Genomic DNA, 22,839 nt, shown 5'->3' on the forward strand with positions numbered 1-22,839 from the left:
TATTTTCGTTTAAGTCCCGTTAATTGATCTCTACCCGCAGAGAACTAGCTGATAAACTCGATTTTCCCTTTTGCGATTTCTTGTGGCGTCTTTACCAGCAGGGTAGAGGTCAATCTTTTTTGCCCATAAGTAGGTATGTCTTCATTAAGCCTTTGCCTTTGACAAAAATCGCACCCCGCTCTTTAAATAAGTATTTCTCCTTTAAGCGTTCGTAGCAATCGGTTGCTACCTGAATCTGTCCAGCCAAACCTTGTGATTCCATACGGCTAGCGACATTTACTGTATCACCCCATAAGTCATAACTAAATTTTTTGAGACCAATTACTCCCGCCACCGCTGGTCCGGTATTGATGCCAATGCGGATGCTGAAATCTTTGCCAATTTTGTTGCGAAAAATGGGGATAGTTGCTTGCATGTCAAGTGCCATATTAGCGATCGCTTCAGCGTGGTTATCCTGGGGCGTTGGCAAGCCTCCTACCACCATATAGGCATCTCCAATGGTTTTAATTTTCTCTAAACCATGCTGTTGGGCAAGCTGGTCAAACTCTGAGAAAATTTCATTAAGCATTTCCACGGTTTCAGTCGGTGAAATCTTCGCTGAAAATTCTGTAAAACTAACAATATCAGCAAATAAAACAGTGACTTCGGCAAAGTCATCTGCAATTGTACCTGAACCGCGCTTCAGACGGTTAGCGATCGCACAAGGCAAAATGTTGAGCAACAATCGGTCAGTTTCTTCTTTTTGGTTGCGCAGTTCCTCTTCCGCTTGCTTGCGCTTGATAAACTGACCTAATTGCCTACCGATAGCATCCATTACTTGTAGCAATTGTTCATCCCTCTGCTGGATCTCGCGGCTAAAGAAAATCATGACTCCCAGCATCTCGCTATCACCCTGAATCGGAAATCCAAATGCTCCCCGTAGCCCTGGCAGAGAGATGGATTCTGGGTGAGCAAAGCTGGTATCATTGACTACATCGGCAATCCAGTAACCAGAACCTGTTGCCCAAACATGAGCGGCTAAGCCCGAACTGGGAGCCAAGGTAGTCTGACGTCTGAGGGCGGTAAGCTCTGAAGTATTAACTACAGATCTCGACCAAGTTTCCTGACAATGCAACAAAATAGAGATGCTGTTTAGCTTATTCTGATCAGCCCAAAATTCCCCAGCATCCCACCCCAAGCTTTGACAAATCCCTTGAAGAATGTTTGGGATAGCCTCAGCAATAGTAGCAGACTCTGACAAAATTTTGCTGGTAATATGCTGTGCTGAGAGCCGTTTTTGGTTACGTTGACGCTCAGTGATATCCCGACCAACATAGATAATATCTTTTGTCGATGCTGTGTTTTGATGATCACTATAAATAGCTGAGCAAGAAAAAGCGATTTCTAATTTTTCTCCCCTTTTAGTTCGACAAACCATTTCTAAATATTTCAGTGAATCTGTTTGTTCCGAGAGGTTCTGCTGAATTTCAGTTACTAATAAGTTCTGGTCGCTGATAATCATTGAAATCGAATTACCGACCAACTCTGATTGTTCATAGCCAAATAAAGTTTGAGCAAATTCATTTACTGTTTTGATAACCCCGCAAGAATTTGTTACTAATAAAGCATCTCCCATTGAGGCAATAATTTTATCAATGTAAGCCTTGGATGTGGACAAGGCACTTATTAAAATAGCTTTTTCGTTGGATGACTGAACTAGTTTTTGTTCTAGAAGCATCCTAGTAGTTATATCTTCCAAGAAGATTATTAATTGATTTTTTTTGCTTTCTTGATAGGGATGCTTAATAATATAAATATCGATATACAGGGGTAAGGAATTAGCTATAGAACGACCAATACTTTTGATTTCAAAGCTGGCTTCTCGCTCTTTGATAATGTTGATTAGTATATTTTCTAAACCAATAAGTTCAGGAAAACTAAGTCTGACGTCCTTGCCTTGAATAACTTGGTTGGGACAATCGGCAAACCTTTGTGTTCCCAAGGAAGCCTCAATAATTTTGAATTCCTGATCTACTACCAAATATTCTCTTTTACCTGGTGCCAAAAGAGATATTAGTTTGTTTAAAGAGGAAATCATCTTGATTTAAACATTGGGCAGAATATTGTTTTTAGTAAATGCAAAATCACCGACCTATTTTGAGCCAGCTTTGCTGGATAGGCGGCTTTTAACTTGCTCCTGATTTTTTTACCTCTGAAGGTACAAATACAAGTTCCTTGCTCCATTTTATCATATTGTTGTCGATTATAATTTGAATTAATGAGATAAAGAAAAATTATAGTAAATACATTTCCTTTATTTAAGTCAATATCTAGACCCACTAAAAAAAAATCAATAACTAATATTGAATTTCAAAAAAGTTAAAAAATTTCTTTTAATTTAGTGAGCTTTTTTCAGCATTTTATCGGCTAATTTTTGAAATATTTTATCAACATGTAAACCAGTTTTGGCTGAAGTTTGATAAGTCCCGATAATTTGATGAATTTGGTCAAATTGGCTAATTGTTGATATTTCTTCTTGAGTCACCAAGTCAGTTTTATTCAAGGCAATGATCACAGGACTCTTGGGATTAACAGCCAAAAACAAGTTGACCCGCTCTGCAATATGTTCTATCGTTTCAGGGCGAGTGACATCGGCTACAACTATAGCACCACTGGCTCCTTGCAAGTAACTTGGCGCAATTGCCTTAAATTTTGTATGACCTTCTAAATCCCAAATTATTACCTGTAGTTTCTGCATCTTCTGAGATTCTTCGCCTAGTAACTCTATAGTTTTGCGAGAAATTTTCACTCCTACCGTCGAAAGATATTGATCGCTAAATTGACGCTCGACGAAGCGTCTAATCAGACTAGTTTTACCTACCCCAAAATCACCAACGAGACAAATTTTTTTAGAAATATAATCCATACATTATTAGTTGTTGGATTTAGTTTTATTCAAGATATTTTTGAGCCGATTAGAGCTTTTGGCTATGCTTGATTAAACTAAAATTTTCCTGAGAACCAGGATTGGCCGCTTTTTTGAGTTCAGAAACTAACTCAGTTCCTTTAATTCTCAAGGCAATCTCTAAGATGATTTCTGCCGTATCATCTCTTGATACTTTAGTTTGGTTGATGGTTTTAAAGCGTTTTTCTAAATCTTGATAAATTTGCTCCCTAAGACTTACAACATTTTGGTTAAGTTCTTTTGAAGTTTCTGCTAGTTCTTCTTTAAGGGAAGTAGCTTGCTGATAAATTATTTCGTCAATTAAGCCAACACTGTGGGCAAGTTTTTTGTTAAGCTGTTCGAGCTGTTGATGAATTTCCGCGCTCTCTTCTTGGGAATTTCCCTTAAGAGATTTGAGCTTTTTATCCAGAGAATCGACGACTGTACCTACTTCCTTGCTTAAGGAAGCCTTGAGCTGTTCTACCTGATTGCGTATTCCCTGCTGTAAAGTCGATAAGTGCGACTCTATCTCAGCTAAACGATTATCATACTCCCGCAACTTAGCGCCGAAAAGAAGATCACGAATCTTCTCAATATTTCCTAGTCTTTCGCGCACGTCCTCTTTTGTGATGTCTCCCACGGTTGAACCTCTCAATTTTTGGTAGAGCTTTTGTGCCAATCAGGAGATGCACCGGGTAATTTCCACCGGACTATCCAGCAGAATTAGTAAGCCAACAAACCCCTTGTAACCTTACTTGCTTATGGAAAATACTAAGTAACAGAGAAACAAAATAGAGCTTGTTGTATTGCTTGAGCCTCTCAAAGTCTGTCAACTATTTGAATCCTATCCATGCAGACAGGTTTTCTTTTTCTAGTCCCATATTATGCTATGGCGCTGCTACGCTAACATTGAGCAGGCAATTATTTACCTTACAAGGGGTCAATCATGGATAGTTACTGGCAATTTTGACAGTAGTTACTGTGATCTAGATTACATCTGGTGGAAGCAATTATACACTGCCATATACGGGAATAGCTGCGCCTCGTACATCTTGAGCAGCTTCTGAGGCGAGGAAACAAATAACTTGGGCAAGGGATTCTGGCTTCACCCATTGGTTAGCATTTTCTTCACCCATTGCTTTGCGATTAGCCGGAGTGTCAATGACACTAGGAAGTATACAATTAGCTGTAATGTTAGTATTTTTTGTTTCATCGGCGATCGCTTTTGTCAGCGCTACTACCCCCGCCTTCGATGCACCATAAGAAGCTAATTGTCCTGCTGGTTGCACAGCACCTCTAGAACCTACGGTGACAATCCGTCCGTAACCACTTGAGAGCATTTTCTTCAGACTATGTTTACAGACAAGAAAAGTGGTGTGCAAGTTTAAGTTAAAGTCTTGTTTCCAATCTTCAAAACTATATTCATGGGTTTTACCCATAGAAAAGCCACCTACTAGATGGATAAGTACGTCTACCTGTTCCATCTGATTTATTAGTTTTGCTACTGCGGCTTCCTCTGTGAGATCTGTACTAACGAAGTTTATCCGATTAAAATCAGCAGGTGAAAGGATGTCCTTGAGGCGTTCGATATCTTTCTCACTACGGTAAGGGATAGTTACCCTTGCTCCTTGGGATAGTACTACTGGTGTCACACCTATTCCTAAGCCGCCAGTACCGCCAGTTAGTAAAACTTGCTTGCCTTTCATGATTTTTGAATGTTGTTGCACACTCCTATCAACATATCGTCATCAGACCTTTTACCAAAGCAAATCTTGGTGTTGCTAATTTGGAGTAGGATTTTGCTTTTGTCACGCTGAAGGGAGTGTTAGCAAAGTGTAGCATCTAGCGGGATTGTTCACTTACATTCACAATGACAATTCATACCCTGATTCAGCGACGCCTAAATCTTAAGTCAGCGAGTTTTTTAAGAGCATAAATACCAGTTTGACAATTCACTAATACTTACTAGATTTACGCCTATAGTAAGAGATTAAATTTGACTATTTTTTATAAAATGGCAGTGTTTCAGCTTCAGAGGGTTATCCAATTTTTTGTGAATGCCCCAGTAACGAAATAATGAATCCTACACAAAAGATTATGTTTTCAGCAAAAATACAGCGCGTTCTCTTACTTCCCCTGACTGCGCTTGTTATAGTTTCAACAGGTTGTACGGTTGAAAAACAAGAAGCCGGGGAAGCACCGGAAGTTAACGTTGACGTGGAACCTGGAAAGTTACCAGAGTATGAAGTTGAGGGGCCCAAGGTTGAGGTCGGGACAGAGGAAAAAGAGGTTACTGTTCCAGAAGTCGAAGTCAGACAAGAGGAAAAGACGATAGAAGTTCCCGATGTTGACGTTGAACTTCCTACGGAGGACAACACTCAAGAGAATCAAGGGCGGTAAACTTTGACTTAGGTGCTATCAAGACAAGGCTTTCTCAATGTTAGGATGCACTAGACTTGATCGGCTCTTATCTGAGTCCCTTACAGGTATTTTTACTGGGTTAAGTTTTGCGCAGAATACAATATTCTGTCCACCCTGTCTAGAGTCAGAGTTTGTTGATCAGCCAAGGCTTTAATTTCCTGAGTAATGACTTGAATTCGGGATTCGTCTATATTCAGTCCCAACTGAGTAGAGCGATTAGCGATCGCATGTCTACCTGTAAGTTTATGATTAATTAAAAACGACCGCTTCAGACCAAAATCACCGGGGTCGATAATTTCGTAGGTCTTAGAGTTATTGAGCATCGCCTTAGTGTGGATGCCGGCTTTGTGGCTGAAGGCAGCACTACCAATAATGTAATGGTTAGCGGGAATAGTGATACCGACTAAATCAGCCACTTGCTCATGCAGTTCTAGAAGGTGGTGCAGGCGGTATTGGCGACTCAACTGCTGTGGATTGAGGGTATAAAGGCGGGCAATTAGTCCAGCCAAAGGCGTAATCCCGTTGCGTTCACCTATGCCCAACACAGTTGTATCAATATGGGTTGCCCCTGCTTCCAGGGCAGCATAACTATTAGCGATCGCACAACCAGTATCATTATGACCATGGAATTCGATATCTCTACCAGAGCATTGGCGTAGAGTTTGAACTATCTGAAAAACTTGATTTGGGGTGGCGACACCCACCGTATCAGCGATACCGAAACGATTAACTAGTCCTAGTTGCTCAATTGCCAGATAAACGCGCAATAAATCTTGCAGAGAACTCCGGAAAGAATCCTCTGTGGAAAAGCGCAACTCAGTCTCAGGACTTTGCTCATGAATGAAGGTAATGACTTCAGTTGCTAGATCAATAATCTCGTTGATGCTCCTACCATGACCAAATCGGCGCAGGAAGCAAGAGGTGCCGATAACCAAATTAATTCCGTCTACGCCAGTATCTAAGGCAACTTTGGCATCTTCTAGACGGCAGCGAATATGGGTTAGGACTTTAGCTTGCAAATTCATGCCAGCCAAATACTCACAATCTCGACGAGATTGGGGTGAGGCAAAAGGAGAGGTTAGTTCAATATATTCAACGCCGAAATTATCTAGTGCTGTGGCAATTGCGACTTTTTCATCTAACGAAAAGTTAGCCTGACAAAATTGCTCACCCTCACGCAAAGTACTGTCAATAATTGCAAATTTACTCAGCGACATTTCAGTGTTGTCTTACCTTAAATATTGACAAGCATACTCTAAACCCTCAAAATTTCAGGATTACAGTGTTTGTAGTATTTTTGCATAAACTTGAAAATACAATACGAGAATTTAAGATAGTATTTGTTTTTCTACACAACGAAGTTTTATCAGCAGGACTCTGAATTCCATAAAGCTGCTAAAAAGTAGTCTTTGATACTCCTCAGCCTAAGGGCGTGAGAATCTTTTGAAAAACCCCTCTCTACTAGGGAGAAAAGTATCAATTGATTATCCTATAAGTACCCTTGCCTTAACACTCTATAAATTCTGTGGTTTGGAAAATCCTCCCTTTAGCTGAATCCTCTCTTGAAGATCATCAAGTTCAACATACTCACTTAAGGCAAGCAATAGTCTCAAATTTGCCAGAGAGTAAAAGAATTGCCGAACAGCTAGCAGTAGCAATCTTGGCTGGCTTCCTTTTTAGTTGGCTAGATATTCCTGTCGGTTGGTTACTTGGGCCGATGCTGATTGGGATTGCCTATGCCGTCATCCAGGATCGTGCCCAACCGCTACCTGCTGCTTTTCTCGTCATCGGGAAAGCCTTAATGGGTATTGCCACTGCCGTTCGCTTTTCCCCAGAGACGCTGAGTACAGCAAAAACCTATGCTGTACCTTTGCTATTGTGTATTTTAGTTACGGGCAGCTTGAGCCTGCTCAACGGTTACCTGTTAGGGCGCTGGGCTGGTATAGACCGCACCACGGGTTTTTTAGCTTTCATACCCGGTGTCGCCTCTAGCATTGTTGCCATGAGCGAAGAAATGGGTGCTGATGCGATCGCTGTTGCGGTATTTCAGTATCTTCGGCTGTTGTTAGTTGTCTTACTAGTGCCAACTACAGTCAGCTTATTAATTCCTGCCAATCTAGTCACCCAGGTTACAACTAATCTGCCGATAGCTAGCCATCCCTCCCTACCAATATCCCTGAACCTGTTGGTGCTATTTCTCTGCTGTGGTGCCGGAGTTGCCATAGGACAGAGGCTTCGCCTACCCTCCTCTGGATTCTTAGGTACATTTCTGGTGGGACTAGCAACTTTTTGGTTGCTTCCTCAACTACAAGTACCTCCTTGGCTATTCTCCGCAGGTATGCTGCTAGTAGGACTCTCGATTGGCATCAAATTTGACTGGCAAGCTGCCCGCAAACTCTGGAAAGCGGTGCTAATTGAATTGGTTTTAGTAATTGTGTTGATTGCCAGCTGTCTCGGAGTAGGTTACGAATTCCACGTCATGACCCATGTTGATCTGATCACAGCCGTGTTGGGATTCACTCCTGGGGGAACTGAAGCGATGATTGCTACAGTCGTACAATTGGGCGGTGATGCGGGGTTAGTGATGGCAATGCAGATGAGCCGAATGTTGGTGATTTTACTAATTAGCCCCTGGTTAGCAGCTTTGATGGCTAAGGAGAAGCCCTCTAATTGTCAATCGGAGGGAAAATGAAGCAATTACTGTTAGAACTAAGTGATTGGATGGCTTCAGATAATAATTAACAATTAATGCCTGTTCTCTCTCCCCAATTACAACAAAGGTTATCTACTCCGCTGAAAATTGGCTCCCTTGAAGTCAAAAGTCGGGTTTTGCAATCTCCTCTATCTGGTGTTACGGATTTGGTATTCCGCCGCTTGGTGCGTCGTTATGCCCCGGATTCGATGATGTACACCGAGATGGTCAATGCCAAAGGGCTCTGTCATCTGAAGACGCTGCCTAAGATTATGGAAGTAGACCCCAATGAAAAACCCATTAGTATTCAGTTGTTTGATTGTCGCCCTGACTTTCTAGGTCAAGCGGCGCAAATGGCTGTAGAGGAAGGGGCAGATACGATTGATATCAATATGGGTTGCCCCGTCAATAAAATCACCAAAAATGGCGGCGGTTCTTCTCTGTTGCGGGAACCAGAAACGGCTGAGGCAATTGTGCGGGCCGTGGTTCAGGCTGTGCCAGTTCCAGTTACAGTGAAAACTCGCATCGGTTGGACAGATCAAGAAATTAATATCCTCGAATTCGCCAAACGGATGGAAGAGGCAGGGGCCCAAATGCTCACGCTGCACGGCCGCACTCGTGATCAGGGCTACAATGGCGCTGCTAGGTGGGAATGGATTGGGCAAGTTAAGGAGATTCTCTCAATTCCAGTAATTGCCAACGGGGATATCTTTTCTGTTGAGACGGCGGTGAGATGTTTAGAAATGACGGGCGCAGATGGGGTAATGTGTTCGCGAGGGACTCTTGGCTATCCGTTTTTGGTGGGAGAAATTGACCACTTTCTGAAAACAGGACAACAGCGACAGTCACCAACAGCGGTGGAACGTTTAGAATGTGCCAAGGATCATCTGCAAGCGCTATGGGAGTATAAGGGCATGCGGGGTATCCAGCAGGCAAGGAAACATTTAACTTGGTATGCCAAAGGTTTTGCTGGTGCTGGAGAATTACGTAATAGGCTTAGTAGAGTAGAAACTCTGATCCAAGGTGTTGAGTTAATTGAGGGTATGATTGCTCTTCTGAACACTGCTAGTACGACTAGTGTAGAGTAACCTGTGCATTTGCCAAGAGATTTAGCTGTTAAATTACTTGTGGTAGAGTCACTAGCTCTTGACTTAAGCTAGTCAATTTGAGTTATTCTGATTTACCGACCATTAGTCAACAGAGGTGTTTATTATAATGTAAGCAACTGTGTAGACTAGAATTCTTGGCTTGCTGCAATCGCTAATTCTGCTATAGATACGATGTTGTCAAGCAAGTCATCCCAACTATTTGTTCGAGTTCAGGAAGAGATAAACATGACCCAAGTGGTTGTAGGTGAAAATGAAGGTATTGAGTCAGCTCTGCGTCGCTTTAAGCGTCAGGTTTCAAAGGCAGGTATTTTTGCAGACATGAAGCGCCTGCGTCACTTTGAGACTCCCATTGAAAAGAAAAAGCGCAAAGCTGTTGCCAGAAGGCGCAAACGCCGATACCGCTAAGGCCCGCAATAATCCTTTTCAAGGTAATTCAGACAGTAAATCCCACTCCTCCCTGTAGGAGTGGGATTCATTCAAGGTGGGTCAATACAGTTTTTTAAAGATGTTACCTTACAATAATCCGGCAAAGTGCAGAGGTCCTTGACCGATAATTAACTCTAACAGTAGAGCAATCAAGCCGACCATTGCCACACGACCGTTCCAGACTTCTGCCGTTGGGGTCAAACCCCACTCCCAACGCTCTTGCGGGTACATTTTGACCTTTTTCTGCGGACGTATCACCTCTGAGAACTTACGGCTAGGATTCTCTAGGGCTTCAACTACCAAGGTTGCCAAGGAATCAATAAAGACAGGATGGGTGTTCAGTGCTGGTACACGCTGGAAGTTCTCAATGCCTGATGTTTCTGCGAGTTCTCGGTACTCAATATCAATTTCTTGCAGAGTTTCGATGTGTTCGGAGACAAAGCTTATCGGCACCACCAGCAGCTCTTTAACTCCCTGGCTACCAAGTTCCATGATCGCGTCTTCAGTATAAGGTTTGAGCCACTCTACAGGGCCAACTCGACTTTGATAGGCTAGTGTGTGAGGATTGGGTCGCTTTAAAGTTTGCATGATCAGGGCCGTGCAATCCTCAATTTCCTGCTGGTAGGGGTCACCCCCCTCTTTGACATAGCTGAGAGGAACGCCGTGAGCACTAAAGAAGATGTGAACTTGGTCGGGGTTGGGACAGTTATCTAGTTCTTGGGCAATTAGCTGCGCCATTGCTTGCAGATAACCCGGTTCCTGATACCAAGAAGGAATTACAGTATATTCAATCCGATCAAGAGCTGGATCTTCTTGCCAGAGTTGTTCTAGAAGACGGAAACTAGAACCGCTGGTGCTGATGGAAAATTGGGGGTAAAGGGGAAGGATTACCAGATTTTCAACTGCATCGCGCTTAATTTGAGCGATCGCTTCTTCTGTGAAGGGATGCCAGTAGCGCATTCCCACGTACACACTAACCTCTTGTCCTCTTCGCTGCAACTGCTCTTGCAGAGCGTCTGCTTGCACCTCTGTAATCTGCCGTAGTGGCGAACCTCCGCCGATTTGCCGGTAGTTTTCTTGAGATTGTCTGGCGCGTCTCGTAGAAATCAGCCAAGCCAGGGGGCTTTGTAGCCAGGGAAAAGGCAAGCGAATAATTTCGGGGTCAGAAAATAAGTTGAAGAGAAAAGGACGGACATCCTCCAGTTCGTCTGGTCCACCTAGATTAAGTAATAATACCCCAACACGACCCATAGTAATAACAGTTTCCCAACTATTTCATATTTGTTACTGATTTTAACAATATATACTTCTAATGGTTTAGATTGGCATTAAGAAACATAGATCTTTACCAGGGAAAGAGCCGTGGCTACCATCTTGAGGACTTGGAGTTATCAATACCAGTGGCTTTATGATGGCATTTCTCGAATTGCTGCGATTAGCGTTGGCGGAGAAGAACAATTTCGCCAGCTACCTTGGCAAGGGTTAACAGTTGGCAAAGAAACTAAGGTTTTAGATCTTTGTTGTGGTAGTGGTCAGGCTACCCAATTTCTGGTGAAATTATCTCATGATGTTACTGGTTTAGATGTATCACCTGTATCACTACAACGGGCACAACGGAATGTTCCCCAAGCCAACTATGTGGAAGCTTTGGCTCAAGAGATACCTTTCCCTGACTCTCAGTTTGATTTAGTCCATACTAGTGTGGCGCTACACGAAATGAAGCCTTCTGAACTAAAGCGAATTGTCGAGGAAGTTTACCGAGTACTCAAACCGGAAGGTATCTGGACACTAGTTGACTTTCACAAGCCGACAAATTTTCTCTTTTGGCCTGGACTAGCATTATTTATGTGGTTGTTTGAAACTGAGACAGCTTGGCAATTGTTGGCAACCGATTTGGTAGGATTGCTTGAACAGACAGGTTTTGAAATTGACAAGCACAATTTGCGTGCTGGTGGTAGTTTGCAGGTGATCCAGGCTAAAAAATAGATTAAAGATTACAGAGTCATCAAACTCCTTAACCAAACACTTGTGGCTTGAGGCGATCGCAGATGCACTACTTTAAGTAGTATATTCCGCGTTAATCTTCACATAGTCATAACTCAAATCACAGCCCCAAGCCTTACCAACGCCTTGACCATTGCCGATACTGACCGAGATTAAAACAGTATCTTGTTGCATATACTCACCAGCCGCCGCTTGTTTCAAATAAGCACTAGCAGCACCACGGTCAAAAGCTAGAGGTTGACCATTCTCCATGAGTAAAAAATTACCCATTTGAATTCTGAGATTTTCCTGATCAAATTGCACACCCGCACGTCCTGCTGCTGCGGCAATCCTACCCCAATTGGGGTCACGACCAAACACCGCCGATTTAACCAAAGATGAACCAACAATGGTTTTCGCAATTTGACGGGCCGCTTGGTCATCTGGTGCGCCAGTAACTTGCACTTCGATGAGGCAAGTAGCACCTTCACCATCCCGCGCGATCGCTTTTGCTAAATACTGGCAAACTTCCGTCAGCATCGCCTCTAGCTTTTCGGCGGCTGGCCCCATTTGAGTAATGGCGGCTGTACGGGATTGACCATTAGCCAAAGCAATCAGAGTGTCATTAGTGCTGGTATCGCCATCTACAGTAATTTGATTGAAGCTTTTATCCGCTGCCCGACTCAGCATCTGCTGCCACAGGGAAGGAGAAACCGCAGCATCGCAGGTAACAAAAGCCAGCATAGTTGCCATGTTGGGATGAATCATGCCAGAACCCTTGGCAATACCCCCCAAGCGCACTGGACGATCATCGATAGTTGTCTCCAGGGCGACGGATTTTGTAACTAAATCTGTGGTAATAATAGCGCTGGCAGCTTCATCTGAACCAGTTTCTGAAGCAGCAGCGACGAGTTGAGGAATTCCTGATAGAAGAGCCTCCATACGAATGCGTTGACCAATCACGCCGGTAGAGGCTAGTAACACTAAATCTGGTGGAATGTCTAGGGCTTGTCCCAAGGCTTGAGCACTTGTCACGGCATCTTGCCAACCCTGTTCGCCTGTTGCAGCGTTGGCTTGACCAGCGTTACAGAGTATGGCGCGAGCGCTATGTTTGGCTTGCAGGCTCTGACGGCAGTAGTCTACACAGGCAGCCCGAACTCGACTGGTAGTGAAGACTCCAGCTGCGATCGCGTCCACATCTGACAAAATCAATGCTAAATCGGGCAGCCCAGAAGGTTTAAGAGCAGCGGCAATTCCTGACGCCCTATAGCCCCTGGGAGCTGTGATACCACCGGAAATTTTCTGCCAGTCAGACATGAATCCTCCTGAAAACCATCACTCGTGCATGAGAGGTGATTATATCAAGTCTCAGGTTGCCAGACATCGAAGCTACCGATTTGCAAAAAAAAAGAGCTGCCTAAGCAACTCTCTTGATCATCAGGGTGCATCTACTTATCAAAATATAGCACATTCAGACTGAGGGGTGTCACCCCCAATCAAAAAAAATCTTAAAAAAAGGAGAGCTGCCTAAGCAACTCCCTTAATCATCAGGGTGTACCTACCCACCAAAAAATATTATTGGCGGGATGAGGGGTGTCATCCAGATATCTTTTTTTACTTTTTTGACAACATTGTCAAAAACGAGGCAGCATTTGACTTTTTAGCAAACCTTGAGAAGTCGTCAGTGTTGTCAACCGTTGAGTTTCTTGCCCAGTAGTTGATTAGTCAGTTTGGGATCAGCTCGCCCGCTAGTTTTTTTCATCACCTGACCCACAAAAAATCCTTGCAACTTAGTTTTACCGTTGCGATACTGTTCCAGCTCTTTGGGGTGAGAGGCAATTACCTGATCGATCATGGCTTCTAATTGAGCAGTGTCAGAGATTTGGCTGAGACCCTTTTGTGCAACTAGTTCCTTAGCAGAACCGCCCTGAGATAGCAGCTCAGGCAATATCTCTTTAGCAATTTTGCCGCTAATCGTGCCGTCTTCAATTAGGTTGACCATTTCTGCCAAAATGAGTGGCTTGAGAGCAATTTCGGTTATTTTTAGCCTCTCGGTGTTAAGGTAAGCGGCAATATCTCCCATTACCCAGTTGGCTGTTTGCTTAGGATTAGCTTGAGCAGCAACAGCGGCTTCAAAATATTCTGCCACCAATCGATCATCTGTCAGCACGCGGGCATCATAAGCAGAGAGTCCCAGCTCATTTTCGTAACGATGTCGCTTTTGCGCCGGAAGCTCTGGGAGTTGACTACCCCATTCGTGTAACTGCTCTTTGGATACCTCAATCGGTGGCAAGTCAGGTTCCGGGAAATAGCGATAATCGCTAGAACCTTCCTTGCTGCGCATGCTGATAGTGCGCTGGCTATTCTCTTCCCAAAGGCGCGTTTCTTGCGCAATTGTTTCTCCAGATTCGAGTGCTGCTATTTGCCGCTCTATCTCGTAGTCAATTGCTTTTTGAATAGCGCTGAAGGAGTTCATATTTTTGATTTCAACTTTGGTGCCAAACTCCTTTTGCCCCCAAGGGCGTACAGAAACATTGACATCGCAGCGTAGAGAACCTTCCTGCATGTTGCCATCACTGACGTCGATATAGCGCACGATACGACGTAGTTCCTGGGCATATTCTGCCGCCTCTTGACCAGAGCGCATATCAGGCTCTGAGACAATTTCAATCAGTGGCACCCCAGCCCGGTTATAGTCCACCAGGGAGTAGGTAGAACCCGATAACCTATCGCTACCAGCATGAACCAGCTTTCCAGCATCTTCCTCCATATGAAGACGGGTAATGCCAATTTTTTTACAGATTGGGTTCCCGGTATCGTCAGTCAGTTCAATCTCTAGCCAGCCGTGCTCAGCAATGGGCAGGTCAAATTGAGAGATCTGGTAGTTTTTCGGTAGATCAGGATAAAAGTACTGTTTGCGATCAAATTTGCTGTAAGGTGCAATTTGGCAATTTAGTGCCAAACCTGCTTTGACAGCGTACTCCAATACCTTTTGATTTAGTACCGGCAATACCCCTGGCAATCCCAGAGTAATGGGATCAATATTGGTATTAGGGATAGCACCAAATTCTGTAGAGGCAGGAGAGAAAATTTTAGTTTGAGTACTCAGTTGACAATGGGTTTCTAGACCAATGATTGCTTCGTACTGAGTTTTTATCGGTGCAGCAGTCGTCATGTGAATTGTATTTACTGTTTTTCGGCAACAGTCTGGCTCTATTGTAGCTTTCTGTAACCGCTCTGATGATCTTTATCGAACTAAAAGGCAATCTGGTGAAATTTACACAAGCGAGTTTTTTTTAGTTAATCAGCTAGATAATTTCACTGTTTTTGAACCCTAAGACCTTAGTTTATCTTTGTCTTGGGTTGATCGAGTCTCTCGTGCCAATTTCTTCGCGGTAATAGTGAAAAGATGCTTGGTAAGTGGTATGTCTAGCAATTCAATATAGCAGCAAGATTTAGGTCAAGGGACAACCACATAAGGTTGACAAGGAGAATAATTCAACCAAATCTTCTGCTGATAAATTATTAAGAATTGCTATTAAAGTAACATCTAAAATCCTTAGTTTGAGTCAAAAGTTATGGGAGTTTCCCATCTGCTTGATGAAATTAGGTGAGGCTTTTCTGTATCTCCATAACAGTGACACTAATGATCTTTTCTTCCGGCTTGAGTTTAGCTACCTGATCACCTGTACCATCTTTGCCCCATAACTTGACAGTGTCCATCGGTAAACGTAGTCTTCGCTCAGTGTTGGTTTCCAGCATAACCTCTGAGGTTGGTGAAGCCAGGGCAATTCCCACCAAACTGTCTGTAGAAGTTTTAAACTGTAGTGCCTGAGTGCCTAGATCGCCTCGATTTACCAATCTAACCACACTCCCTGGCAGTCGCTTACCGCACCCTTGCTCAGAAACCAGTAAAAGGTTGTCATTAGCACTGAGGGTCACACAACCAATCAAGCGCTCTCGACGGCGCAACCGCAAAGCCTGATTACCTTGAGCAGTGCGCCCCATCAGTGGCAGTTGTTGGTTATCAATTTCAAAGCGTAATAGTCGCCCATTGCTGGTTGCCAAGATTAGTTGTTGATTTGTGTGAGCAAGGCTGACGAACTTTAATTGATCCTCATCCTTAAGCTTGATCAGAGTTGTACCCCTAGTTGTCAGGTTATTTAACTCTGAGGCTGGTATCCGCTTGATGCGTCCTTGCTGAGTTAGCAAAATGAGGGTGGAATTTTTCAGAGAATCAGGCAGCTTCAAGTGGGCAGTAACATTTTCTGATTGCGCTGCTTGAGGTAGCAATTCCACTAAAGAAGTCCCCTGCTTGAGTCCAGCCGCTGGTGGAATATCTCGAACTTTGACGGGGTAAGCTTTGCCACCACTGGTGATTATTATTAACTCCTGTTCTGTTGAGGTTAGCTGAGCCTTAACAACAAAGTCATCTCCTGTCTTGATCGATCTGGTTGCTTTTTTTGAGGAGGTAGGGCGCTGTCGTTGCACGTACCCTTGATGAGTAAATTCCAGTATTGTCTGTTGATCATCGAGGGGAAGTGAAGATTGAGCAGATATCTGAGTTTTTTGTCCCTTAGCTCCCTTGGTTTTTTGCTCCTGTGCTTTTTTAGCTGGGGAAAGTTTAGTTTTCTTGCTGACTTGCTCTGCCTGCTCACGGCGCTGTGATCGGATCCTGGTACGGCGGGAATCGGCATACCTGCGCTTGAGCGATCGCAAATCCTTTTTGAGGGCTTTGAGCAACTCTTGCCGGTTACTGAGCAGTCGTTGCAGCTGATCAATGCGGAGACTCAGTTCATCGAATTCCGTTTGTAATTTTTGCTTTTCTAGACCAGTAAGGCGTCGCAGGGGCATTCCTAAGATGGCATCTGCCTGACTCTCGCTAATGTTTAACTGGTCTTGGAGAGACCTCTTTGCCGTAGTACCATCAGCTGAATTTCTGAGGATTTCGATAACTGTGTCTAGTTGTACTAAAGACGCTAGTAAACCTTCTACGATGTGAAGGCGTCTTTGTTTTTCCTCAAGCTCGTAAGTATATTGCCTGGTGAGAGTCTGTTCTCGGAAACGGAGAAACTCTTCTAACAATTGCCTTAGGGTGAGCTGGCGTGGCTGTCCGTTGACTAGCGCTAGCATAATCGCCCCAAAGTTGCTTTGGAGTGCGGTGTGCTGGTATAGCTGCTGAAGCACTTCTTGGGCTAAGGCATCTCGCTTGATTTCTATAACCACCCGCATGCCTTGGCGATCGCTTTCGTCTCGTAAGTCTCCAATTCCTTCAATACGCCCTTGATTGACTAGATCTGCGACTTTTTCTATCCAGGCTGCCTTATTCACCTGATAGGGCAATTCAGTGATTATGATGGCTTCTCGTCTGCCGCGCCTGCCTCGACCACGAGGAATTGCTTCAACTTGAGCAATACCCCGCATCGGGATACTACCACGACCAGTATTGTAGGCATCCCTAATGCCTGAGGTCTCAACAATTTCTCCTCCGGTTGGGAAATCTGGCCCTGGAATTAATTTCCACAATTTCTCGTCTGCTAAATCGGGACGGTCAATTAGAGCAATCAGTGCATCGACTACTTCTCCCAAATTATGGGGAGGAACATTAGTAGCCATACCTACAGCAATGCCGGAGCAGCCATTGAGCAATAAAACTGGCAACTGGGCAGGCAGTACTACGGGCTCTTGCTGAGAGCCATCAAAGTTATTGGCAAAATCAACGGTCGCCTCACCAATTTCTGCAAGTAGTGATTCATTGCCAATTAGAGATAACCTGGTTTCGGTGTAACGCATTGCTGCTGGCGGGTCATTATCTACCGAACCAAAGTTTCCATGACCATCTAGGAGAGGATAGCGTGTTGAGAAGACTTGAATGAGACGCACCATGGCGTCGTAAACCGCCTGGTCACCGTGGGGGTGATATTTACCTAAAACGTCTCCGACAACACGAGCACATTTACGAAAAGGTCTGTCTGGTGTGAGACCTAACTCATGCATCGCATACAAGATGCGTCGATGAACAGGCTTGAGACCATCGCGGACGTCGGGTAAGGCACGCCCCACAATCACACTCATGGCATATTCGAGATATGACCGTTGCATCTCCGTGTGTAATGCCGTGGGGATGACCTGACCAGTTGCAAGCAGGTTCAGCTGTTTTGCCATGAGTTAAGTTTCCTCTTTTCTGACCAAAATTTAATGAAGTATCGCTTTTTCAATGGCAAGATTACAAAGTCCCTGTCAGACTTATAATCAAAGCGCACTATTGAAAATGAAGACCTTCTTGATGTAAAGCCTATGAAAACCGTCCTGATTGTAGAAGACGACCCGATTAATGCCCGCGTTTTTTCCAAAATTCTCAGCAAGCGCGGCGGCTTGGATGTTAAACATACCGAAGATGTTGAAGAGGTCATGCAAATTGCCCAGGCTAGAACGGCTGACATTATTTTGATGGATGTTTCCCTAGCCCACAGCGTTTACCAGGGTAAGTCAGTGGACGGCATTAAAATTACTCAGATGTTGAAAGCTGACATTCAAACTAAAGATATGCCGATTATTCTAGTTACAGCTCACGCGATGGAGGGCGATCGCGAAAACTTCCTCAAGCAAAGTGGTGCCGACGGCTACATTTCTAAGCCAGTGGTTGACCATCAACAATTTGTTGATCAGATCATGGCACTGTTACCAGAAGATAAATAAATTCTTATCCCGTCCTGCTTGATTGAACCACCACCACCTGAATGTCCCTACTATGGTTGTTTTGGCTTGCTCAGGGTAAGAAAATCGGCGCGGCAACTCGATAACATAGATTATGGTTACATATTGATAACATATTAGGCACCTTCTATTACAACAAAAGGAGGGTCTAGTAGCTTGAGTCCTTGTGCTATTCTGCCTGTGATTTATTTACATATCCAAACACAAATAGTACACTCTCAGCCCTAAGGTTCAAGTGAACAACGAGCTTTCCGAGCAGATTTTTTGGCTGTGAGCCTGCAAATATCAGGTAATCTTGTATATATATCCTCTTTAGAGAAGGATGCGTCACTACTTTTGTGGATCAATAAATTTCGACGGATAAAAGCCCCACGCCTCAATCAGGGAATTAAGGAAGGATCGACTAGTAATTGCAGATAAAAACCCGAAAAACTCTTTCTAGAGGCAATGGGGAGAAATATTTTTCCCAGTTAATAAAGTTAGTAGTTATAGACTTTATCAGTAATTCGTGAGAGAAACTTGCCCAAGAGATGAAATATTTAGTCGTCATAGTTAGTCGGGGATTGCCTGATAAGAGGGCGGTGTAACTTTCCACCCACTTCTAAACCCTCTTAAAAGGAGTGAAGCGCAATGTCTTTGCTTGCTACTCTTTACTCAGGGGCAACTTCTACTGTGATGGGCGTTTGTTGACTTTTGGCAAGGGCATCTTGGATCTTCGGGTTTTCTAGAAACTTTTGAGTTGCCGAAATCAGACGTTCGCCCCAAAGATTCTCCTTGAGAAACTCTAAGTCAGCGTAACGAGAGTCTAAGAGGATCGCCGCCTCTCCCATGGAGATGGCTTTTTCTAGCTCACCTTGACCGTAGAGTGCCACGGCTACCGCTAATTTAGGTTCTGCGGCTTCCTGATCAACGGCGATTGCTGCTTGCCATTTGTCAATTGCACCCGTAACGTCACCCTGCTCATACTTAACTAGCCCAATATTATTAATTGCTGGCCAGAAGTCTTTTTCCTTAGCGACGGCTTTATCGTAAGCCGAAACAGCTTTATCGAAATCCTTGAGCATGTAGTACGCATTGCCCAAGTCAAACAGAGCGAACAAAGCTTCTGGAACCTCGGATTGTAACTTCAACCCCGCTGATAAGTCGGTGACGGCAGCTTGATAGTCCTCTTTTTTCAGATGTGCTGAACCTAAATTAAATAAAATTACTGCTTCGTCTGGTGCTAGGCTTCTGGCTTTTTTTAAGGCAGCAATGCCTTTATCCAACTCCTGGTTTTGCACATACAAAGTACCTAAGATAAACCAGGTTTGATAGATATCAGGAGCAAGTTGAATCGCTAGTTCGGCTTTGGGTAGTGCTAGTTCATACTGCTGAAAGCGTACTAACTGAACCGCATCTTGAACCAAATTTAAGCCCTGTTGCTCTAGTTTTTCTGAATCAAGCTGTAGGGTATAGGGCAAGAGCGCCTGCCCAGAAGCTGGTGTTTGTACACTTAGCAAACCAAAGATAACCAGAAGAGAAAATAAAGGAATATGCTTGGGCACGGCGAAAGACAACAAAGAGAGAATCTTCCGCTAAATTAGCGCATAATTGACTTGATCGTTACAGAAATCTCAGCCAAAATTTTTCCGGGATTACAAGATACTGCTACAACCTGTTATCTGTAGAACTATCTCTGCAGCAAATATTGGTAGGGTTAGTTAGCAATACTGGGAGCAGTATAAGCAAAGATTAAGTTTTAAACACTAAACCCTTGAGAGCATCAAAACTGTAGATATAGCTTGGCAAGAGTAAAAAAGCAAAATCACCCAAATGGGTGAACTGCCCGGATGAAGTGTGGGTTGTATTCACCCTCTAAACTAGAGATAGTCCTGAGGTGAGGGACAAACCGATGGAACTACTAATGCTTGATAAATTCAGGAAACGCCATCCCTGGCTAACGGGATTGATTACCGTTGGCTTACTGGGAACAGTCGCTACTACATACTTCGCGCTCCAGGGTAATCCTCGCCAATCAGATATTGCCCAGCAGACTGTAGCCGTTACCTCTCAAAGCTTGGCGATTCAAATTAAAAGCAACGGTGTTGTCCAAGCAGTAAGGAAAATTAACCTCAGTCCCAAAGAAGCGGGCCGCATTGACCAATTATATATTGATGAAGGTGACCGAGCAGAGCCAGGCCAATTGTTGGCGCGCATGGAGAGTGAGCAGTTTCAAGCTCAAGTCAATCAATACAAAGCTTTACTTACTAGATATGAGGCAGATTTAGCTCAAAAGCGTGTCGGTAATCGTCCAGAAGAAATTGCCGAAGCTAGGGCAAGAGTGGGAACAGCTGAGGCAAATGTTGCCGAGGCTCAGGCAAGGTTGAATCGCGCTACCGAAGAGCTACAACGTAACCAACTCTTGGCAAAAGATGGAGCAATTTCTAGTAACGAACTCGGAGATTATGTGAACGCAGAACGAGAGGCAAAAGCTAATCTGGATGCGCAAACCTCTCGTCTCAAAGAACAAAGAGAAAGCTTGGCAAAAATTCGCAATGGTACGCGTCCCCAAGAAATCGCGCAAGCTGAAGCTGAAGTTGCCCAAGCAAAAGCTCAATTGCAGTACTACGAAACTCAGCTAGAAAATACCTTAATTCGTGCTCCTTTTGCTGGCACAATTACACAGTTGTTTGCCGAAAAAGGTGACTTTGTAACGCCCACAACAGCAGCCTCTTCTAGTGATGGTGCCAGTTCCGCTTCTATCGCTGAACTCTCTAGTGGCTTAGAAGTGGAAGCGAAAGTCCCAGAAGCTAGTATTGCCAGTATTAAACCAGGTCAATTTGTAGAAATTAGCTCTGATGCCTATCCAGAGGAAAGCTTTACGGGTAGTGTCCGCTTAATTGCGCCTAGAGCTGTTCAGGAAAATAATGTCACACTCTTTCGAGTCAAGGTAGCTCTAAAAACAGGTCAAAACAAACTAAAGTCAGGCATGAATGTCAAATTAGCTTTTCTGGGTGACGAAATCCAGAATGCGTTGGTAGTTCCCCTGGCTGCGATTGTCACCAAAAAAGATGGTCAGACGGGTGTTTTAGTGCCTGACGAAAAGAATAAGAATAAAGCTCAATTCCGATCAGTCACAGTCGGCCCAGACAACGGCAATCAAGCCCAAATTCTTCAGGGAGTTTCTCAGGGGGAAAGGATTTTTATTGAGCCTCCAGCAGACCAAAAAATCGAAGGCGTTGACACAGTAGCATTCTAGCTAGTTGTCTGTCAGCTATCAGTTTTGAGGAGCCAAGACCGCGCTAATCGCTCGAAAATTAAGGGGAGAGTTAGGCTATGGATATTTTTGAAAGCGTCAACATGGCGGTCACTACCCTGAGGGCTAACAAGCTACGTAGTAGTCTAACTATGCTGGGTATTATCATCGGTAATGCTTCCGTAATTGCGATGGTCGGTATTGGCCAGGGAGCGCAAAACTTTATGGTAGGCAAACTGGAAGCTTTTGGAGCTAATCGGCTGGTTGTCTTTACTGCTAGTGAAGATAGAGAGGGTTTAGCAATCCAAGAGCAAAGGCTAGTACTCTCAGACGCTGAGGCGATTAAGAATCAAGTGCCTGCGGTAACGGATGTGGCTCCCATGATCTCCAGCAGACTATCCCTCTCTCACGGCAGTAGAAGACTCTCTACCAGCGTCACGGGAACAACGCCAGAGATGACGGCTGTACTCAATATACCAGTGGCTCAGGGTCGCTTTTTTGACCTTTCTCAACAGCAAAGAAATGCTCAAGTAGTTGCCTTGGGAGCAGACGCAGCTAGTAAGTTGTTTGATAATGAGAACCCAATCGGCAAGGAAGTGCTGATCAACAATCTGTCTTTTCAGATAATTGGGGTGATGCAAGCTAAAGGTTCTTTTGTCGGAGATAACCCGGATGAGTTTGTCTATATCCCGATTACTACGATGGCTAACCAGGTAGCTGGTCGTAAGTCTGCCTATGGCATTCCTGTAGATTATATTCAGGTGACGGCAAAGGATCAGTCTAGTATTAGAGCCGCATCATTTCAGATAACAAATGTACTGACGCGCCTGCATGGTAAAAAAGATTTTACGGTTGTGGCTAGTAAGTCTTTCCTGGAACTAGTTGGTCAAATAACGGGGGCAATGAGCTTATTGCTGAGTGCGATCGCAGGTATTTCTCTATTAGTGGGCGGTATTGGCATCATGAATATTATGCTGGTCTCGGTGACTGAGCGCACCCAGGAGATCGGTTTGCGCAAGGCAATTGGTGCCACCCAAAGAGATATTCTGACTCAGTTCCTCATCGAAGCAGTGATTTTGTCGGTAATGGGCGGCATTATTGGCACAGGAATCGGCATCGGTGGGGGTATGCTCGTTGGTATCATTACCCCCCTCAAACCTAGTGTACCAATGGCGGCAATCACCCTAGCCGTCGGTTTCTCTGGTGGTATTGGGTTGTTCTTTGGGGTTGTACCAGCGCGACAGGCAGCAAAACTTGACCCGATTGTAGCTTTGCGGAGCGCCTAATTTTTAGGTTAGTGAGGTGTAACTTCGGTTTCGAGAAAAGGAGGACA

18 protein-coding genes are annotated in these 22,839 nt (G+C 44.2%); 8 read left to right on the plus strand and 10 right to left on the minus strand.

Annotation, left to right across the window (positions count from 1 at the left end):
• Nucleotides 1-109 precede the first annotated feature (109 nt).
• The 4 genes from ACT7WV_RS19050 to fabG form a co-directional block, all read right to left on the minus strand.
• A complete protein-coding gene (locus tag ACT7WV_RS19050) occupies nt 110-2,077 on the minus strand; it encodes an adenylate/guanylate cyclase domain-containing protein (RefSeq protein ID WP_445104401.1) in 1,968 nt (655 codons plus the stop codon).
• Between the two features lie 300 nt (nt 2,078-2,377).
• Entirely contained in the window at nt 2,378-2,905 is a 528-nt protein-coding gene (locus ACT7WV_RS19055) for a Rab family GTPase (RefSeq protein ID WP_445104402.1), read from the minus strand.
• Between the two features lie 49 nt (nt 2,906-2,954).
• Nucleotides 2,955-3,563: a hypothetical protein gene (locus tag ACT7WV_RS19060; RefSeq protein WP_445104403.1), complete on the minus strand. Its 609-nt coding sequence runs from the start codon at nt 3,561-3,563 to the stop codon at nt 2,955-2,957.
• A gap of 370 nt (nt 3,564-3,933) precedes the next feature.
• On the minus strand, nt 3,934-4,629 hold the full coding sequence (gene fabG / locus ACT7WV_RS19065) for a 3-oxoacyl-ACP reductase FabG (protein ID WP_445104404.1): 696 nt from the start codon (nt 4,627-4,629) through the stop codon (nt 3,934-3,936).
• A gap of 370 nt (nt 4,630-4,999) precedes the next feature.
• Between fabG and ACT7WV_RS19070 the strand changes: the two genes are divergently transcribed.
• Nucleotides 5,000-5,323, plus strand: coding sequence for a hypothetical protein (locus ACT7WV_RS19070; RefSeq protein ID WP_445104405.1), 324 nt, complete (start codon nt 5,000-5,002; stop codon nt 5,321-5,323).
• Nucleotides 5,324-5,415: 92 nt separating this feature from the next.
• Here ACT7WV_RS19070 and lysS read toward each other — a convergent pair whose 3' ends face one another.
• Nucleotides 5,416-6,561 carry a homocitrate synthase gene (gene lysS / locus ACT7WV_RS19075; protein ID WP_445104406.1) on the minus strand — a complete coding sequence of 382 codons (1,146 nt, stop codon included), beginning with the start codon at nt 6,559-6,561 and terminating at the stop codon, nt 5,416-5,418.
• 308 nt (nt 6,562-6,869) lie between these two features.
• Here lysS and ACT7WV_RS19080 point away from each other — a divergent pair, with 308 nt between their 5' ends.
• The 3 genes from ACT7WV_RS19080 to rpsU all read left to right on the plus strand — a co-directional run bounded on the left by ACT7WV_RS19080 (nt 6,870) and on the right by rpsU (nt 9,550).
• Entirely contained in the window at nt 6,870-8,036 is a 1,167-nt protein-coding gene (locus ACT7WV_RS19080; protein ID WP_445104407.1) for an AbrB family transcriptional regulator, read from the plus strand.
• A 56-nt stretch (nt 8,037-8,092) separates the two neighbouring features.
• Nucleotides 8,093-9,124: a tRNA dihydrouridine synthase DusB gene (gene dusB / locus ACT7WV_RS19085; RefSeq protein WP_445104408.1), complete on the plus strand. Its 1,032-nt coding sequence runs from the start codon at nt 8,093-8,095 to the stop codon at nt 9,122-9,124.
• A gap of 246 nt (nt 9,125-9,370) precedes the next feature.
• Nucleotides 9,371-9,550, plus strand: a complete 180-nt coding sequence (gene rpsU, locus ACT7WV_RS19090) for a 30S ribosomal protein S21 (protein ID WP_445104409.1) — start codon at nt 9,371-9,373, stop codon at nt 9,548-9,550.
• A 108-nt stretch (nt 9,551-9,658) separates the two neighbouring features.
• Here rpsU and hemH read toward each other — a convergent pair whose 3' ends face one another.
• A complete protein-coding gene (gene hemH, locus ACT7WV_RS19095) occupies nt 9,659-10,822 on the minus strand; it encodes a ferrochelatase (protein ID WP_445104410.1) in 1,164 nt (387 codons plus the stop codon).
• Between the two features lie 111 nt (nt 10,823-10,933).
• Here hemH and ACT7WV_RS19100 point away from each other — a divergent pair, with 111 nt between their 5' ends.
• Nucleotides 10,934-11,557 carry a class I SAM-dependent methyltransferase gene (locus ACT7WV_RS19100; RefSeq protein WP_445104411.1) on the plus strand — a complete coding sequence of 208 codons (624 nt, stop codon included), beginning with the start codon at nt 10,934-10,936 and terminating at the stop codon, nt 11,555-11,557.
• Between the two features lie 72 nt (nt 11,558-11,629).
• Here the strand turns inward: ACT7WV_RS19100 and argJ are convergent, their stop codons facing one another.
• The 3 genes from argJ to ACT7WV_RS19115 all read right to left on the minus strand — a co-directional run bounded on the left by argJ (nt 11,630) and on the right by ACT7WV_RS19115 (nt 17,719).
• Nucleotides 11,630-12,871 carry a bifunctional ornithine acetyltransferase/N-acetylglutamate synthase gene (argJ, locus tag ACT7WV_RS19105; protein ID WP_445104412.1) on the minus strand — a complete coding sequence of 414 codons (1,242 nt, stop codon included), beginning with the start codon at nt 12,869-12,871 and terminating at the stop codon, nt 11,630-11,632.
• A gap of 373 nt (nt 12,872-13,244) precedes the next feature.
• Nucleotides 13,245-14,729 (minus strand): Asp-tRNA(Asn)/Glu-tRNA(Gln) amidotransferase subunit GatB, encoded by a 1,485-nt coding sequence (gene gatB, locus ACT7WV_RS19110; RefSeq protein ID WP_445104413.1) that lies wholly within the window; start codon nt 14,727-14,729, stop codon nt 13,245-13,247.
• Between the two features lie 431 nt (nt 14,730-15,160).
• The gene (locus tag ACT7WV_RS19115) at nt 15,161-17,719 is read right to left on the minus strand and encodes a DNA gyrase/topoisomerase IV subunit A (RefSeq protein ID WP_445104414.1); all 2,559 of its coding nucleotides are present in this window, start codon (nt 17,717-17,719) and stop codon (nt 15,161-15,163) included.
• A 132-nt stretch (nt 17,720-17,851) separates the two neighbouring features.
• Between ACT7WV_RS19115 and ACT7WV_RS19120 the strand changes: the two genes are divergently transcribed.
• Complete coding sequence (locus ACT7WV_RS19120) at nt 17,852-18,253, plus strand: response regulator (RefSeq protein ID WP_445104415.1); 402 nt, start codon at nt 17,852-17,854, stop codon at nt 18,251-18,253.
• A gap of 668 nt (nt 18,254-18,921) precedes the next feature.
• Here ACT7WV_RS19120 and ACT7WV_RS19125 read toward each other — a convergent pair.
• Nucleotides 18,922-19,815, minus strand: coding sequence for a tetratricopeptide repeat protein (locus ACT7WV_RS19125; protein ID WP_445104416.1), 894 nt, complete (start codon nt 19,813-19,815; stop codon nt 18,922-18,924).
• Nucleotides 19,816-20,162: 347 nt separating this feature from the next.
• Here ACT7WV_RS19125 and ACT7WV_RS19130 point away from each other — a divergent pair, with 347 nt between their 5' ends.
• Entirely contained in the window at nt 20,163-21,509 is a 1,347-nt protein-coding gene (locus ACT7WV_RS19130; RefSeq protein WP_445104417.1) for an efflux RND transporter periplasmic adaptor subunit, read from the plus strand.
• Nucleotides 21,510-21,586: 77 nt separating this feature from the next.
• A complete protein-coding gene (locus ACT7WV_RS19135; RefSeq protein WP_445104418.1) occupies nt 21,587-22,792 on the plus strand; it encodes an ABC transporter permease in 1,206 nt (401 codons plus the stop codon).
• Nucleotides 22,793-22,839 lie beyond the last annotated feature (47 nt).

The organism is Symploca atlantica LB2515, from assembly GCF_052546295.1.

Coding starts and splice junctions, on each gene's coding strand:
- lysS (WP_445104406.1), bottom strand. CDS start 6,561: ATGTCGCTGAGTAAATTTGCAATTATTGACAGTACTTTGCGTGAGGGT.
- hemH (WP_445104410.1), bottom strand. CDS start 10,822: ATGGGTCGTGTTGGGGTATTATTACTTAATCTAGGTGGACCAGACGAA.
- fabG (WP_445104404.1), bottom strand. CDS start 4,629: ATGAAAGGCAAGCAAGTTTTACTAACTGGCGGTACTGGCGGCTTAGGA.
- ACT7WV_RS19135 (WP_445104418.1), top strand. CDS start 21,587: ATGGATATTTTTGAAAGCGTCAACATGGCGGTCACTACCCTGAGGGCT.
- rpsU (WP_445104409.1), top strand. CDS start 9,371: ATGACCCAAGTGGTTGTAGGTGAAAATGAAGGTATTGAGTCAGCTCTG.
- ACT7WV_RS19055 (WP_445104402.1), bottom strand. CDS start 2,905: ATGGATTATATTTCTAAAAAAATTTGTCTCGTTGGTGATTTTGGGGTA.
- ACT7WV_RS19070 (WP_445104405.1), top strand. CDS start 5,000: ATGAATCCTACACAAAAGATTATGTTTTCAGCAAAAATACAGCGCGTT.
- dusB (WP_445104408.1), top strand. CDS start 8,093: ATGCCTGTTCTCTCTCCCCAATTACAACAAAGGTTATCTACTCCGCTG.
- gatB (WP_445104413.1), bottom strand. CDS start 14,729: ATGACGACTGCTGCACCGATAAAAACTCAGTACGAAGCAATCATTGGT.
- ACT7WV_RS19115 (WP_445104414.1), bottom strand. CDS start 17,719: ATGGCAAAACAGCTGAACCTGCTTGCAACTGGTCAGGTCATCCCCACG.
- ACT7WV_RS19130 (WP_445104417.1), top strand. CDS start 20,163: ATGGAACTACTAATGCTTGATAAATTCAGGAAACGCCATCCCTGGCTA.
- argJ (WP_445104412.1), bottom strand. CDS start 12,871: ATGTCTGACTGGCAGAAAATTTCCGGTGGTATCACAGCTCCCAGGGGC.
- ACT7WV_RS19120 (WP_445104415.1), top strand. CDS start 17,852: ATGAAAACCGTCCTGATTGTAGAAGACGACCCGATTAATGCCCGCGTT.
- ACT7WV_RS19050 (WP_445104401.1), bottom strand. CDS start 2,077: ATGATTTCCTCTTTAAACAAACTAATATCTCTTTTGGCACCAGGTAAA.